We start from the raw sequence: 15,829 nt of genomic DNA on the forward strand, positions 1-15,829 counted from the left end.
GGTCGTCTGCCGACGACCAATCGGATCAGCGGTTTATGCAGTGCCCGCAGGCAACCACATTTTTTCAAGCTGATAAAACTCCCGAACCTCGGGACGGAAGACATGCACAATCACATCGCCGGTGTCGATCAACACCCAGTCGCCGGTTTCCTTGCCTTCGACCTTGGCACCGCGGCCAAACTCGGATTTCAGGCGTTCCACCAGCTTCTCGGCGATGGCGTTCACCTGACGCGAAGAGCGTCCGGAACAGATCACCATGTAATCGCCAATAGACGTCTTGCCGCGCAGATCGATCTGCACCACGTCTTCGGCTTTGTCTTCGTCGAGAGAGGAGAGGATGCGGGTCAGCAGTGCTTCGCTGGTCGCACCCGTGTCATCCGCGCTCACCGCGGGATGTGGGTTTGCAGCCTTGGCCACGTCTGTGTTCAGAGACAGAAGTCTGCCCTCCTTGTAGCGCACCTGTCAGCCCCGATGCCGGGCATAAGTCGAGAATAGCACCCCCTGACTCCATTCTCAATGAAAGGCAAGGGGATTGAAGCCAGTTCACATCAAAGAGATTGCCAATTTGTGACGGTCAGCAAAATTGGGCCGCTCCCGACAGGCATCAGACCGTGTCAATTTGTTGAGGAGTCTTCGAGCATACGTACTTCACGCTGAGGGAAGGGAAGCGAGATGCCGTGTTCCTTGAACGCATCCCAAAGCGCCAGATAAACATTGCCTCGAATATTGGTCAGTCCACCCGTCGGGTCTTCGATCCAGAAACGCAGGATGTAGTCAACGCTGCTGTCCCCGAAACCAGTGATGTGACAGACAGGCGTTTTAGGAAAATTGAGAACACGGCCCACCGATTGTGCGGCTTCGACCGCGATCTTTCGCACGAGATGGGGATCGTCGCCATAGGCAGTTCCGAAAAAGATATCGAGACGGACGTATTTGTCCGAGTGAGACCAGTTCACAACCTGATTTGTGATCAGGTCTTCGTTGGGGATCAGGAATTCCTTGCCGTCCCGTGTCACCACGCTGACATAGCGAGCACCAAGTGAGTTGATCCAACCGAAAGTCTCACCCAACGAGATCACGTCGCCTGGCTTGATGGACTTGTCCATCACGATGATCAGGCCGGAGACAAGGTTGGAAACCACTTTTTGTAGACCAAAACCGAGACCCACACCGATGAAACCAGTCAGAAATGCGAGGCCCTGCAGGTCGAAACCGATGATGCGCAATCCGATAAAAAAAGCCGACGTGTATAGCAAAACTTGCAGCAGCTTGCCAAACAACACGCGCATCGAAGGCGAGATGTCCTGACTGCGTTTCAGACGTGCGTCTGCTTGCCGCGACAGCAAGCGGGTAACGGCAAAGGTCAAACCCAGCAAAACCATCGCTTGAGCAATCATCCACAGGGATATGCGGGTTTCGCCAAAGTTTAGAGCCATGCTGTCCATGAGACTGACTGCGTCATCCCGCAGGCCGGTGATCACAAGCGTCGCCCAAATCCACAAACCATAGCGCAGGAAAGCGCGCAGGGTCGGGTTCACAACCACTCGCAGAATGATCACCACCAACAGCCAGGCAAGAGCAAGGTTTGCCAACAAGTCCAGAATGTAGGATCGGCTCGGCCACGTCACGGATTGCATCACCCAGACTACCGACCAAATCATCACGGTGAACAGGATGAGCGGCATGCGCCGATGCACCATAACGCCGTAACGATAGCGCAGCTTGGACCATCCTTCTCGGGTCTTGAGCCAGTCGTAGAACCGCGGCTTCAGAATGTAGGACAGAGCGAATGCTGCCACTAAAAGCACAAGTACAATGGCGACCTGATAGGCAACCCATGGGCGGGTTAGGCTTTCAATAAAGGTGACAAGCCGATCCCAAATGCCCAGCGCAATGTCGGTCGTTGCGGCTGGCTCGCCTTCGGGCAGCCCGCCAGTAACCTGTCGCTCCGCCCCGGCGATGCGGTCCAGTTCCGAGGTTTGCTCCTCGGGTGCCAGTGTCACGTCCTGTTCCATCCCCTCTACCTTGGCACGTAAGCGACGATTGCAGCAACTTGAGCTTTTTGAATGTTGCGCGGAGACGGGATGCGCTTGAAGGAATCTATTCAAGGGTGTAGGTGAAGCGTGATGAAACGTATCTACGACATATCAGACCGCGCCTTCTTGCCCTGGCGTTTCTTTGGTCAGAGCAAGTCGGTTATTGCCGCGCTATAAGCCTGCGGCGTGCGTTCGCACGTCTGTTTGACAGCCACATCACCTAGCTACCCCAACAGAATGGAGAGGACCGATGTCCCCCAAAACGCTCTATGACAAGATCTGGGATGCCCATGTCGCCCACGAAGCCGACGATGGCACCTGCCTGCTTTATATCGACCGCCACCTCGTTCACGAAGTGACCAGCCCGCAAGCCTTTGAAGGACTTCGCATGGCTGGGCGTAAAGTGCGCGCACCAGAAAAAACCATTGCCGTTCCGGACCACAACGTACCGACGACGGCAGGCCGCGAAGACCCCGCGCAGATGACAGAGGAATCGCGCATCCAAGTTGAAGCGCTGGACAAAAACGCCAAGGAATTTGGTGTGCACTATTATCCGGTGTCCGACGTTCGTCAGGGTATCGTGCATATTGTTGGCCCGGAGAACGGATGGACGTTGCCAGGCATGACTGTGGTTTGTGGCGACAGCCACACCGCCACGCACGGTGCCTTCGGTGCGCTTGCACACGGCATCGGCACGTCCGAGGTTGAACACGTTCTGGCGACCCAGACGCTGATTCAGAAGAAATCGCTGAACATGAAGGTGGAAATCACCGGCAAGCTGAAGCCTGGCGTAACTGCCAAAGATATCACACTGGCTGTAATCGGTGCGACCGGCACTGCTGGCGGCACCGGCTATGTGATCGAATACTGTGGCGAAGCGATCCGCGACCTTTCTATGGAAGGCCGCATGACCGTGTGCAACATGGCGATCGAAGGCGGCGCACGTGCCGGCTTGATCGCGCCGGACGAGACCACGTTTGAATACTGCAAAGGCCGTCCGCACGCCCCCAAAGGCGGCGCTTGGGAGCAGGCGCTGGCGTATTGGAAGACACTCTACACTGACGAAGGCGCGCACTTCGACAAAGTCGTGACCCTGAAGGGCGAAGACATCCAGCCCGTCGTGACTTGGGGCACCTCGCCCGAGGACGTTCTGCCGATCACCGGTGTTGTTCCTGCGCCAGAAGACTTCGAAGGCGGCAAGGTCGACGCGGCACGACGCTCGATCGAATACATGGGCCTGACACCCGGTCAGAAGCTGACCGATATCGAGATCGACACCGTGTTCATCGGCTCCTGCACAAACGGGCGGATCGAAGACATGCGGGCCGTAGCAGAAGTTGTCAAAGGCAAAAAGGTGAAGGACGGCATGCGCGCCATGATCGTTCCGGGATCCGGTCTTGTACGGGCGCAGGCCGAAGAAGAAGGTCTGGCGGATATCTTCCGTGATGCAGGCTTTGAATGGCGTCTGGCTGGGTGCTCCATGTGTCTGGCGATGAACCCTGACCAGCTGAGCGAGAACGAGCGTTGCGCGTCCACCTCGAACCGCAATTTTGAAGGCCGTCAGGGCTACAAGGGCCGCACGCACCTCGTGTCCCCTGCCATGGCCGCCGCCGCAGCAATCACCGGCAAACTCACCGACATTCGGGAGCTGATGTAATGAAAAAATTCGAAACCTTCTCCGGTATCGCCGCGCCTATGCCGCTGGTGAATATCGACACCGACATGATCATCCCCAAGGTCTTCCTGAAGTCGATCCAGCGGACCGGCTTTGGCAAAAACCTGTTTGACGAGATGCGCTACAACCGCGACGGCACCGAGATCGAGGATTTCGTGCTGAACAAGCCCCAGTACCGCGAGGCCTCCATTCTGGTGGCCGGCGACAACTTCGGCTGCGGCTCCTCGCGCGAACACGCGCCTTGGGCACTGGAGGACTTCGGCATCAAGGTGATCGTCTCGACGTCTTTTGCCGACATCTTTTTCAACAATTGCTTCAAGAACGGCATGCTCCCTGTGGTCCTGCCCCAAGAGCAGGTGGATCTTCTGATGAAGGATGCGGAGAAGGGCGAAAATGCCCGGATGACCGTGGATCTTGAAGCACAGGAGATCACCACTTCGGACGGCGATGTGATCAAGTTCGATGTAGATGCCTTCAAAAAGCATTGCCTTCTAAATGGATTGGACGACATCGGTTTGACCATGGAAAAGGCCGCGTCGATCGATAGCTATGAGTCAAAAGCCAGCGCAGAGCGCCCGTGGGTGTAACACCCTAAAGCTTCTGGAAAACGCCGAGGCCGCCTGTTTTTTGGGCGGCCTTTTCTGTTTTTTTGCGACCCGCCGCGGAATTGCGTCAAAAATAAGGCACGCGCAATTTGGAGCCAGAGCGGCAAAAGCCTCGCATAGTGGAACTCACTCACACATGCCACCACATCTAGTATCCAACTGAGTTTATTACTCTTTTGACTGCTCCGGAATGATGCATTCGCGCACCAGTTGCAAATTCGCAGGTTCAAAAATTTACCAACACGGAAAGTAATCCTTGAGCCGGACCCGCGCCAAGTGCCACAATAAGGCAAGAATGAGGCACCCTGCCGCAATGTCGGCGGGATCAAGTTGGAAAAAGATCGCGGACCACAACGATGGTCAGAGAATCGCGGCATCCAGTTTGAAGGGAAACGGGTAGTGTTTGGCAGAATTATCAGTGCGTTGACGCGGGCACTATTGGTGGCATTGCTGTTTGCTTTGCCGGCAATTTTGATGCCGACCGTCAGTGCCGATGCAATCCACATCATGCTGCTGTTTGCGTTGTTCGCAGGCATGTTGGTTTTCATTGAGTATACGTCCACCTATCCTTCGATTGTCGAATTCCGGTATGCGCCCCCGTTCAATCGGCTGCGCTTTCTGGCGGTGTTCCTGACGGTCTTTACCTTGAGCGTCATCGCACGGGGCGAGGCGTCACCGAATGCTCTCACATCTTTCCTGCATGCGCTCGGCTACATCGTGGGTGATGCGATCGACTTCCCCTACTCGCCAGTTCGCCTGATGGTGATCATGCTGCCCAACAATGCTTCTGCGGAGCTGATGCTGGCTGTGCGCACCGCCTCGGGCATGGCGTACCTTATCTCGCTATGCGCGCTCGCGATCTTCTACTTCTATGTTCGTATTCTGGGTTGGCCGGCTCGGAACGGAGCCTTCAACGTTTGGGTGAACTTGCCTTTGTTTGACCCGACAGCGGGGGGTGATGTGTTGCCGCGACTTCAACGCGACGGGCGTCTTAACATTGCGTTAGGATTTCTGATGCCATTCTTGATCCCGGCGGTGGTTCAGATGATGTCTGACCTGATTGATCCGATCCATCTGGATGATCCGCTGACATTGATTTGGACAATTACGGCATGGGCATTCATTCCCGCGAGCATGATTATGCGCGGCATGGCGATGTTGCGGGTCGCCACTATGATCAGCGAAAACAGGCGTCGCGCCTATGCGGCAGCGCGTGGTGTGCAACCCGCCTGATTGCGGTTTCATGTGCGGTGTTTTGGGCGGCTGCCAGCGTTGCGGCCGACCGGATCCGCATTGCCACATTTGATGTTGAAATGTCCCGCCGCGGTCCGGGCGTACTTTTGCGGGACCTGACACGCGGCGACGATCAAGCTCGCGCAGTGGCGCAGGTGATTGCGCATCGCGCACCGGACATTCTTGTCCTACAGGGTCTAGACTATGACGCTGATCTGCTGGCATTGGCAGCTTTGCGGGACGTAATAGCGGACCTCGGCCTCACATATAAGCACCTGTTTGCATTGCCACCCAACACCGGTGTCCGAACGGGGCTGGACATGGATGGTGACGGTCGTTTGGGCACCGCCGCAGATGCGCAGGGCTATGGGCGGTTTCGGGGAGCCGACGGAATGGCTGTGCTGTCCCGCTGGCCCTTTCTTGCGGCAGAGGCACAGAACTTTTCCGATTTGCTTTGGCGCGACCTTCCGGATGCACAAATGCCTCATGTGAATGGCGCCCCCTTTCCGAGCCGCGAGGCGCAAGCTGTCCAACGCTTGTCCAGTGTTGGGCACTGGGTTTTGCCGATTGCCCATCCCGATGGCGAGTTGACTCTTTTGACTTTCGCGGCCGGTCCGCCGGTATTTGACGGACCCGAAGATCGGAATGGCCTGCGCAATGCGGATGAAATCAGGTTTTGGCAGGTGTATCTGGATGAAGCCTTCGGGCCTGTGCCCAAGAATCGATTTGTGATCGTCGGAAACGCAAACCTCGACCCACGGAACGGTGACGGTCGGCGGCAAACAATTGCGGCGCTTATCAGCGACCCTCGTGTTCAAGACCCATTGGTGGACGCAGGTCCGACCGTCGACTGGGCAGAACCGAAACCAGGCGATCTGCGTGTGAGTTATGTACTGCCTTCAAGGGACTTGCGCGTGCATGCTGCGGGAATTTTTTGGCCCCGCGTAGGTGCGCAAGGCCATGAATTGCTCTCATTCGGCGGCGTTGAGGCAAGCCGTCACAAGCTGGTCTGGATCGACATCAGTTTTTGATCGCGGGTATGCAGAAGCGCTTCAGGTGGAACGGCGCTCGCGAGAGCCTTTTCAATCGGAGTGTGTTGAAAGTCCGGCAGCAGTTCGTCAAACCGCGAGCTGCTTAGCCGGTGCGGCATGTTCCACAGGTAGCGCATTTCCAGAAGATGGGGCGCAAGCTTCCAGAATGGGCGGGCAATCTGAATTGGAAGCCAGTTCATTGTTTTTAGTTTGATGTCGCGCCCAGTTGTTGCGGACAGTCGATCAACCATGGCTTCTCCGGTCAGGGTGTAGCCCGGGAACGGGACATCTTCGAACCGGTTTAGTTTGTCCCGGTTCTCCGCCAACTCAACAGCCGCGCGACAAAGATCCGGCAAATAGGCCCACGCGTGATCGAGGTTTGTTGCCCCCGGATAAGTAAAAACTCCTTTGGCAAGTTTGGGCGCCATGATCATATCAAACCAATTGCCTGAGGCTTCCGTGTCAAGAAAGTCGCCGGCACGCAAAATTATCGTGCGTACACCGCTCTCGCGGTACGCCTGCTCCATGGTGCGGCGAACCATACCCAAGGCATTTTGCGCGCGGTGCGGCGTGGTCACGTCCCATGTGCCGCCGTTATCCATTCCATAGACATAAACGTTACCGGGGATGATCACAGTTGCATCGACAATCCGCGCCGCCGCGATCACATCGTCATGTAAGCGTGGCACCTGTTGGGCCCAATCGTAATAAGGCGGGTTCCAAGCGTTGACGATCACCTGCACCCCATGAACCGCCTGCCTCAAAGTATCGGTTTCACGGTTGAAATTTCGCACTGTCCAACCCGCGTTTTCAAAGGCCTGCTCCGCGTTCCGTCCGAAACGGCCGCTGGCACCGAGGATCAATACTGTCTTGGTCATGCTCACTCTCCTTGTTCGATGAAATCAAGATGAGATATGCGAATTTAGATGGGTATTGGCGATGTTCGAATTTGTGATATTCAATAATGAATGGAAAAACGACTCGCAGATATTGACTGGTCACTGGTGCAGTCCTTTGTCGCCGTTGCGGAAACTGGTTCGCTTTCAGCAGCGGCACGAAAACTTGGCGCCTCGCAGCCTACACTCGGGCGCCACATCCGCACATTGGAAAGTCATCTGGGGCAGGAACTCTTCCAGCGTCAAGCTCGCGGTTTTGAATTGACTGGCAAAGGTCAGGAACTCTTGTCTCCTGCCCGCGCCATGGCTGTAGCAATGACCGAACTGTCGCTCAGAGCGGCCGGGCAAGAGAACCGACTCGAAGGAGACGTCCGCGTCGCCTGCTCAGTCTTCATGGCGCACCACGTGATGCCTGGGATTATCGCTCAGATCCGGCTGGAAGAGCCTGCAATTCAAATCGATCTCCTGCCGTCGGACCAGTCTGAAAATCTGCTGTTTCGAGAAGCCGATATCGCTGTGCGAATGTATCGCCCTGAACAGCTTGATATGATTACAAGGCACCTCGGTGATATTGGCCTGGGGATGTTCGCAGCTCAGAGTTATCTGGATCGCAAGGGGCGCCCGCAAAACGCTGATGATCTGCGCCACCACGACATTGTCGGATATGACGCCAACGATGACATCATACGGGAAATGCGACGCATGGGTATCGCTGCAAAACGGGATTGGTTCGCAGTCCGGTGCGACAACCAATCCGCCTATTGGGAACTGGTGCGCGCGGGGTGCGGACTGGGGTTTTGCCAGCGCAATGTCGCTCTGAAAACCGAGAACATCGAAGAGGTGCCAATCGACTTCCCTTTGCCTGTTTTACCTGTTTGGCTGACGGCGCACGAGGCGCTTCGACACACGCCGCGTATTTCACGAGTCTGGTCGCTTATTGAAGGCGCATTAAAGCCCTTTGTTTCTTGATCTTTGGGGCGTCAGCCGCTAGTCCAATGCGGACCCATTTGGACAAGGACTGACCCTCATGAGCAATCCCTCGCTTCTCATCCTCGCCGGCGACGGCATCGGCCCCGAAGTCATGACGCAAGTGCAGCGTATTATTGGCTGGTTCGGCGACAAGCGCGGGCTAAAATTCGATGTGAGCGAGGACCTTGTCGGCGGCGCTGCCTATGACAAACACGGGGTTCCGCTGCATGACGACACCATGGCGAAAGCACAGGAAGTAGACGCGGTTCTGCTTGGCGCTGTAGGTGGACCCAAATATGACGACCTCGACTTCTCCGTGAAGCCAGAGCGCGGCCTGCTGCGCCTGCGCAAGGAAATGGATCTCTTTGCCAACCTTCGCCCGGCGCAATGCTTTGACGCGCTGGCGGATTTCTCTTCGTTGAAAACCGATATCGTGTCAGGCTTGGACATCATGATTGTCCGCGAACTGACCTCTGGTGTTTACTTCGGTGAGCCGCGCGGCATCTTTGAAGAAGGCAACGAGCGTGTAGGTATCAACACCCAGCGCTATACCGAATCTGAAATCGAGCGTGGCGCCCGTGCCGCTTTTGAATTGGCGATGAAACGTGACAAGCGCCTTTGTTCGATGGAAAAAGCAAACGTCATGGAAAGTGGCATTCTGTGGCGCGAAGTCGTCAACGAGGTGGCCAAGGACTATCCCGAAGTCGAAGTATCCCACATGTATGCCGACAACGGTGCGATGCAGCTGGTGCGCGCACCCAAACAATTCGATGTGATCTACACCGACAATCTGTTTGGCGACATCCTGTCCGACTGTGCCGCAATGTTGACCGGTTCGTTGGGCATGTTGCCGTCTGCTTCGCTTGGAGCACCAATGGAAAACGGCCGCCCGAAAGCGCTTTATGAACCGGTGCACGGTTCCGCACCTGACATTGCCGGTCAGGGAAAAGCCAACCCCTGCGCCTGCGTGCTCTCATTTGCGATGGCGCTGCGCTACTCCTTCAGCGAGGGTGAGGAAGCCGACCGCCTGGAAGCCGCCGTTGAGAAAGTCCTTGCCGACGGCGTTCGGACCGCGGACCTGATGCAGGCAGAAGGCGGTGCCCCCGTGTCCACTTCGGAAATGGGCGATGCCCTTCTGGCAGCGCTGGACGCCAGCCTGTAAAATCACGATACCTTTTTCGAAAGGGGCGCCCCGCGGTGCCCCTTTTTTCTTTTACAGCGCTTCTATCGCCCCGAAGCGGATTGCGCTAACATAGCGTCAACGCAGCACATTTCATGGGGCGGATCATGCAAATCAAAGCCGTATTGGTCGCTCTCCTCGCGTTTGCAATCTTCTCCACGCACGACGTCGTAGTGAAATTTCTTGGCGCAACGTTTTCGCCGTTCCAAATCGTATTTTTCTCCGGTTTGTTCAGTTTTCCGCTGATTACGCTGATGCTCGTCCGCGACCCGACACAAGGCAACTTGCGCCCGGTGCACCCATGGTGGGTGGCCTTACGTTCGGTTTGCGTCGTGACCTCTCCGACCGCAGCATTTTACGCATTTACGGTGCTGCCGCTTGCACAAGTCTACGCCCTTTTGTTTGCAGCCCCCCTACTGATCACTGTGCTTGCCATACCAATCCTGGGAGAAAAAGTGGGCGTGATGCGCATGATTGCCGTTCTGCTCGGTCTGGGCGGTGTGATCGTGGTCGTGCGCCCTGGAGCCACTGAACTCCAGATGGGCCACTTCGCGGCGCTACTGGCGGCATTCGCTGTCGCGCTGCAATCTGTGATCTTGCGCAAGATCGGGCGCGAAGAGCGTCGCGCCGTGTTGATGCTCTACCCCGCCTTGATCAACGTCGGCGTCATGGGAGTGGCAATGATCTTTGTTTATGAACCGGTGCAACTCGTGGATCTTGGCGGAATGGCCACTGTGGCGTTGTTCAGTTTCACCGCGTCGTTGATGCTGGTCTATTCCTACACCAACGCTGAGGCCGCGCTCGTTGCGCCGATGCAGTATTCCCAGATCATCTGGGCCGCAATATTTGGAATTCTGATCTTCAGCGAAGTGCCTGATTCCATGACGCTTATTGGCGCCGGAATTATTGTTGCTAGCGGACTGTTCATCATTGCCCGCGAGGCCCGCGGCGGCACCTCGGAACAAACCCCCGTTCTGCGCACCAGATCGCGCGGAATCTCGCCAGGCAGCTTCCGCGTCAGCCAAGTTATGCGACGCCCAGAGCAGGAGTAATTTTGCAGCAATTGTGCTTGCCAAAACCTCCTGAACGGACTAAATCGCCCGTCACGGTCGGAGTGTAGCTCAGCCTGGTAGAGCACTGTCTTCGGGAGGCAGGGGTCGGAGGTTCGAATCCTCTCACTCCGACCAATAAAACAAGGCGCCCATGGGCGCCTTTGTTGTTTTTACTCATACCGAACAGCAGGATGGACGCTCCGGCGGCACTGTGTTCCTATGCGCGCCAAGGGGGATCGACATGCGGGTTTCAACCTACAGTCTGCTTTTTGTTGCTGCGATTGTTGCCGTGATTGGCCTGTCACAGGGTACATATCGTTACTTTCTGTCAGAGGAACTCTCCAAAGCCGAAGGCCGCCTGTCTCTCTATCAAAGCTCGGTCAAGGCTGAGTTGGAGCGCTACTCTCATCTCACGCACATACTTGCGCGAGACCCTTTTGTGATCGACACGGCAGAGGGTGCAGGCACAGGCAAATTGAATGATCGACTTGAAGATTTCGCAGCGCAAAGCGGGCTCGACGCGATCTACCTGATGGATGAGAACGGCTTTACTATTTCGGCATCCAACTTTCGCGACGCCGGCGGCTTCATAGGGCAGAATTATGCGTTCCGTCCATATTTCAAAAGGGCAATTTCGGGCGAACAGGGGCGGTTTTATGCGATCGGTGCGACCACCGGATTACCCGGTTACTTTATCGCGAATGCTGTGGAAAACAGCGGAGAAACGCCCGTAGGCGTCGTCGCGATCAAAATTGACTTTTCTGACCTAGAAGAAAGCTGGCGCAACTCCGGAGAGCAGGTCCTTTTGGCCAACGAGGACGGCGTCATCCTATTGTCGTCGGATCCCTCCTGGCAATATCGCACGCTCGCACCGTTGTCCGAAACACAGCGCGCAGAGATCGCTGCGGCCAAGCAATTTCCCGGACAGGCACTCGAAGCGCTCGACTGGGTGGACATGTCCGGCAACTGGGCGCGCATTTCAGATGGTAAACGCCTCCATCTTTCCGCAAGTGATCCGACCCACAATTGGACCCTGCACTATTTTTCCGGCGACGACCGCGCCAGTGCACGCAGTTGGTTGGTAACGGCCTTGTTCGCATTGGTTGGGGGAGCCGTTTTCACTGTGTTGCAGATCGGCCGGACGAGGCGCGTCGGAGCAGCCTTGACCCGCTCCGAGATGGAGGAAGCGAAGCTGCGTGAAGCAAACGAACGACTGGCTGTGGAAATTGAAGAGCGCAACGCAGCGGAGCGGCGACTAAAGCGCACCCAGACAGAACTGGACCGGGCCAGCCGTTTGGCTGCATTGGGACAGCTTTCAGCTTCTGTGACCCACGAACTCGGACAGCCGATTGCCGCCATGCGCAATCATCTCGCAGCGGCGGAAATCGGTGCAAACGGACAATCGAAACTCACCCGAAACCTCGGTGGCCTCGTTGATAGAATGGAGGGAATAACGCGCCAACTGCGTTTCTTTGCCCGCTCGGAAAGCGAACCGTTTACAGACGTCGATTTGTCATCATCCGTGAAAGCGGCATTGGAACTCGTGACGACAAACCTCGAAAGTGGTGCTGTTGAAGTTCGGCTAGATCTGCCCGAAACACCGGTCTGGGTTCGCGGTATTGCCTTGCGGGTGGAACAGGTGATGACCAACGTCCTGCGCAATGCAATCGATGCAATGGAAGAAACCGGACAGCCAGAGATCAGGATCTCGGTTCAAACTGATGGCGTTACGGCTTGGGTGGAGATCGCAGACAATGGGCACGGATTTGGAGATGTGACGCTTCCCGAGATGCAGGAGCCATTCGTGACGACACGCGAAAGTGGTCGCGGCATGGGACTTGGCTTGTCCATTTCCGCCAGCATCGTCAAAGACCATGACGGCACCATGAGTGCCAAAGCGCGAGATGGCGGCGGCACAGTCTTTAGAATCTCTTTTCCTGCGGTACAGACGGATGAAAAATATCATGACTGAAAAACAGCCGTACACCGTTCTGATCGTCGATGATGACAAGTCCATGCGAGAGAGTTTGCTTGATCTTCTGGAGTCCGCCGGTTGGCGCGCAACAGCGATTTCCCGGGCGCAACAAGTGTCAGATCACTTGGTCAACACCACCCCCGATGTCATTTTGTCGGACGTGCGGATGCCCGGTATGTCTGGTCTGGAATTGCTGGCGAGCCTCGATAAGTCCATTGCGCCGCCAATCGTCCTGATCTCTGCGCATGGTGATATTCCGATGGCGGTACAGGCCATTCAGGACGGGGCCTATGGCTTTATCGAAAAGCCCTATGAACCACGTCGGTTACTGACAGTTTTGACACACGCGGCAGACCAGAACCGGATGCGCCAAAGCAACACCCGCTTGCGCGACCGATTGTTCAAGCTTTCCGGACTTGATCGCGTACTTCTCGGACAGACTGACGCGATTGTCGCGCTGCGCGAGGAAATAATGGACCTGGCCGACACACCGGTTGCCGTGCTGCTTCAAGGTGACACTGGAACCGGCAAGGAACTGGTCGCCCACGCCCTGCATGACCTTGGTACAGACCCCGATGCGCCATTTCTGGCGCTCAACTGCGCTGCCCTGAGTGCCGACACGTTTGAAACTGAAATGTTCGGCATTGAGGGACAATCAGGCGGGCGCCTTCTAGCAGCTTCCGGTGGCACGCTCTTTCTTGATGAAATCTGCTCTTGTCCTTTGGCGGTGCAGGCGAAGTTACTTCGTGTGATCGAAGATCAACAGGTGTTGCCCGTGGGCGCAGTATCACCCGTGCCGGTCAAACTTAGGGTAATCTCTGCCACAAACGAAGACGTCGCCGAGGCCGCAAACAGTGGTCGCCTTAGAAAGGATCTGTTGTTCCGCCTAAATACCATCGTTCTAACACTTCCTCCGCTAAAACTGCGCCGCGACGACATCACTCTGCTCGCTGCGCATTTCCTCGCAGATTACGCGCAGGTTTACGAAATCGAAGCGCCACCGATGGAGCCAGACGACATTGCCGCAATGCTGTCTCATGACTGGCCCGGTAACGTGCGGGAACTGCGCAACGTGTGTGAGCGGCGCATACTCACGGCACGGCGCGGTGTGGGATCGATGCAGACCGCAATCCAAAGTGACACGCACCTGGACGACGTGCCGGACACGCTGCGCGAGGCTGTGGCTGCTTTTGAACGTGAACTGATTGGCAAGGCAATCAAAGCCCACAAAGGGCGAATGGACGCCACAGCCGAAGCTTTGGGGATCGGACGCCGCACATTGAACGAAAAGATCGTCAAGCTGGGACTGGACAAGGACGCTTTTTTGTAAGCCCGAATTTGCCCTGCGGAAATCCGCAGGGCAATACAATCCGCGCGCGCGTTTTCCTTCATAGGCAAGCGCTGCGGACCCCGAAATACTCCCCCCAATCTGAATTGCGTCTTTGGGAGGAGCCACTATGCGCAAACATCTAAACCGGGCAGCCGTCGCTGCCCTTTCCATGACATTTGCTACCGAAGCACTGGCAACAGAGTGGAACGTATCGCTCTGGGGTAAACGACGCGCATTTACTGAGCACGTCGAAAAACTTGCTGAACTGGTGAGCGAAAAAACCGGTGGCGAGTTCACCCTGAACATCAGCTACGGCGGCCTGTCCAAGAACAAGGAAAACCTGGATGGCATCTCGATTGGTGCCTTTGAAATGGCTCAGTTTTGCGCTGGTTATCACCGCGACAAAAACCCGTCGATCACCGTGCTCGAGCTTCCGTTCCTTGGCGTAGCCTCTCTCGAGCAAGAAGTTGAGCTCTCCATGGCCGTTTATCAACACCCTGCCGTGGTCGAGGATCTTGCACGTTGGGACGCAACTTTACTGATGCCGTCTCCTCTGCCTCAGTACAACCTCGTCGGCGTGGGTGAAGCGCCTGCAACTTTGGCCGATTTCGAGGGACTGACAGTGCGCGCCACTGGCGGCATTGGCAAAGCCATGGAAACTGTAGGCGCCGTTCCAACTTCTATGTCGGCCTCTGAAGTGCGCCAGGCAATGGACAGCGGCATTGTCAAAGCGGTGAGCTTTGCCCCTCACGCGCACATGTCTTTTGGTACGATCGAAAACGGCACTTGGTGGACCACAAATCTCAATCCTGGCACCGTAAATTGCCCGGTTGTTGTGAATACCACCGCACTTGAAGACCTCTCTGATACGCACCGCGACGCGCTGCTCAGCTCGGTTGACGAGGCGCTTGACCACTACGTAAGCCACTACCAGAACAAGACCATGGAAGCGTGGGGGCCTGAACTCGACAAGCGTGGCATTGCGCGTGTGACATTTACCGATGCTGAAATCACCGCCTTCAAAGAGGCGGCGGCAGCACCCGCAGCGGCCTCCTGGATTGAACACAACACCAAGCGCGGCTTGCCTGCACAAGAACTCTATGACCTTGTGACCGGTATGATCGCCAACGGCAGCTAAAACCTTGAGCCCGGATGCCACAAAATGTGGCGTCCGGGCCTTCTCCTTTTTCCTGACAGCGGAGTACTACGATGGCAGGGTCATCCCTGGTGCTGTCTGACGGCAGTCGCCTCAGCATGCTTGATCAACGCCTGTTCCGGCTTGAGAGCTTTCTTGCCCTTCTCAGCGGGCTGGCAGTCTTTTCCCTGATGGTCATGGCTGTAGTTTCAGTCGGCGGCCGGAACATCGCCAACCAGCCTTTACCCGGCTATGTCGACTGGATCGAAGTGGCCATGCCGCTGATTGCCTTTATGGGTATTTCCTTCACCCAACGAGAAGGCGGGCACATCCGAATGGACATGGTCATTGGAGCCCTTAGAGGACGCACTCTCTATGCCGTCGAGTTCCTTACGACGGCCGTCATTCTTGCGGTTATGCTGCTGCTCGTTTGGGGGAGCTGGGCGCATTTTGAACGCAGCTTCGACTTCGCCGCGCCCCTCTGGAGCCGCGATAGCTCGATCGACATCGGCATTCCCCTTTGGCCCGCCAAACTGCTGGCGCCGGTTGCCTTCAGCGTTCTGTGCGTGCGCCTGCTCTTGCAGCTCTGGGCCTATGCCCGAGCTTTTCGTAATCCACTCAAATCCCCTGTGGCTGTGCCTTTGATCGCCGACGCTGCGACGCAGGCTGCCATGGAAGCCGAGCATGTCTCGGGTCACGACTCCTAAGGAAT

At 56.4% G+C, this 15,829-nt stretch carries 14 protein-coding genes and 1 tRNA gene; 12 read left to right on the plus strand and 3 right to left on the minus strand.

Translation table 11 applies throughout. The features are described from left to right. Nucleotides 1-33: 33 nt before the first annotated feature. Nucleotides 34-387 (minus strand): ribosome silencing factor, encoded by a 354-nt coding sequence (gene rsfS, locus BXY66_RS12955; protein WP_132861073.1) that lies wholly within the window; start codon nucleotides 385-387, stop codon nucleotides 34-36. 227 nt (nucleotides 388-614) lie between these two features. Beyond that, nucleotides 615-2,015 (minus strand): mechanosensitive ion channel family protein, encoded by a 1,401-nt coding sequence (locus BXY66_RS12960; protein WP_132860664.1) that lies wholly within the window; start codon nucleotides 2,013-2,015, stop codon nucleotides 615-617. Between the two features lie 271 nt (nucleotides 2,016-2,286). Here BXY66_RS12960 and leuC point away from each other — a divergent pair, with 271 nt between their 5' ends. The 4 genes from leuC (at nucleotide 2,287) to BXY66_RS12980 (ending at nucleotide 6,580) form a co-directional block, all read left to right on the plus strand. Continuing rightward, entirely contained in the window at nucleotides 2,287-3,693 is a 1,407-nt protein-coding gene (gene leuC / locus BXY66_RS12965; RefSeq protein ID WP_132860665.1) for a 3-isopropylmalate dehydratase large subunit, read from the plus strand. After that, nucleotides 3,693-4,298: a 3-isopropylmalate dehydratase small subunit gene (leuD, locus tag BXY66_RS12970; RefSeq protein ID WP_132860666.1), complete on the plus strand. Its 606-nt coding sequence runs from the start codon at nucleotides 3,693-3,695 to the stop codon at nucleotides 4,296-4,298. The genes leuC and leuD overlap by 1 nt, the downstream gene beginning before the upstream one ends. 417 nt (nucleotides 4,299-4,715) lie before the next feature. Continuing rightward, nucleotides 4,716-5,549 (plus strand): hypothetical protein, encoded by an 834-nt coding sequence (locus BXY66_RS12975; protein WP_132860667.1) that lies wholly within the window; start codon nucleotides 4,716-4,718, stop codon nucleotides 5,547-5,549. 80 nt (nucleotides 5,550-5,629) lie between these two features. Then, nucleotides 5,630-6,580, plus strand: a complete 951-nt coding sequence (locus BXY66_RS12980; protein ID WP_132861074.1) for an endonuclease/exonuclease/phosphatase family protein — start codon at nucleotides 5,630-5,632, stop codon at nucleotides 6,578-6,580. On the opposite strand, the gene BXY66_RS12985 is transcribed toward BXY66_RS12980, so the two are convergent. Further along, nucleotides 6,547-7,458, minus strand: coding sequence for a Rossmann-fold NAD(P)-binding domain-containing protein (locus BXY66_RS12985; RefSeq protein WP_132860668.1), 912 nt, complete (start codon nucleotides 7,456-7,458; stop codon nucleotides 6,547-6,549). The two genes, BXY66_RS12980 and BXY66_RS12985, sit on opposite strands and share 34 nt — an antisense overlap. Before the next feature lie 90 nt (nucleotides 7,459-7,548). Between BXY66_RS12985 and BXY66_RS12990 the strand changes: the two genes are divergently transcribed. The 8 genes from BXY66_RS12990 to BXY66_RS13025 all read left to right on the plus strand — a co-directional run bounded on the left by BXY66_RS12990 (nucleotide 7,549) and on the right by BXY66_RS13025 (nucleotide 15,824). After that, complete coding sequence (locus BXY66_RS12990) at nucleotides 7,549-8,445, plus strand: LysR family transcriptional regulator (RefSeq protein ID WP_132860669.1); 897 nt, start codon at nucleotides 7,549-7,551, stop codon at nucleotides 8,443-8,445. A gap of 58 nt (nucleotides 8,446-8,503) precedes the next feature. Then, complete coding sequence (leuB, locus tag BXY66_RS12995) at nucleotides 8,504-9,607, plus strand: 3-isopropylmalate dehydrogenase (protein ID WP_132860671.1); 1,104 nt, start codon at nucleotides 8,504-8,506, stop codon at nucleotides 9,605-9,607. 125 nt (nucleotides 9,608-9,732) lie between these two features. Beyond that, nucleotides 9,733-10,677: a DMT family transporter gene (locus tag BXY66_RS13000; protein WP_132860672.1), complete on the plus strand. Its 945-nt coding sequence runs from the start codon at nucleotides 9,733-9,735 to the stop codon at nucleotides 10,675-10,677. Nucleotides 10,678-10,735: 58 nt separating this feature from the next. Further along, nucleotides 10,736-10,812, plus strand: a tRNA-Pro gene (locus BXY66_RS13005). Between the two features lie 16 nt (nucleotides 10,813-10,828). Beyond that, nucleotides 10,829-12,649 carry a sensor histidine kinase gene (locus tag BXY66_RS13010; protein WP_341785807.1) on the plus strand — a complete coding sequence of 607 codons (1,821 nt, stop codon included), beginning with the start codon at nucleotides 10,829-10,831 and terminating at the stop codon, nucleotides 12,647-12,649. Continuing rightward, nucleotides 12,642-13,982, plus strand: coding sequence for a sigma-54-dependent transcriptional regulator (locus tag BXY66_RS13015; RefSeq protein ID WP_132860675.1), 1,341 nt, complete (start codon nucleotides 12,642-12,644; stop codon nucleotides 13,980-13,982). Before BXY66_RS13010 ends, BXY66_RS13015 begins: the two co-directional genes overlap by 8 nt. 127 nt (nucleotides 13,983-14,109) lie before the next feature. Beyond that, nucleotides 14,110-15,120, plus strand: coding sequence for a TRAP transporter substrate-binding protein DctP (gene dctP / locus BXY66_RS13020; RefSeq protein ID WP_132860676.1), 1,011 nt, complete (start codon nucleotides 14,110-14,112; stop codon nucleotides 15,118-15,120). Nucleotides 15,121-15,191: 71 nt separating this feature from the next. Then, the gene (locus BXY66_RS13025) at nucleotides 15,192-15,824 is read left to right on the plus strand and encodes a TRAP transporter small permease subunit (RefSeq protein WP_132860678.1); all 633 of its coding nucleotides are present in this window, start codon (nucleotides 15,192-15,194) and stop codon (nucleotides 15,822-15,824) included. Nucleotides 15,825-15,829: the final 5 nt, after the last annotated feature.

Source organism: Shimia isoporae, assembly GCF_004346865.1.
GTDB lineage: Bacteria > Pseudomonadota > Alphaproteobacteria > Rhodobacterales > Rhodobacteraceae > Shimia > Shimia isoporae.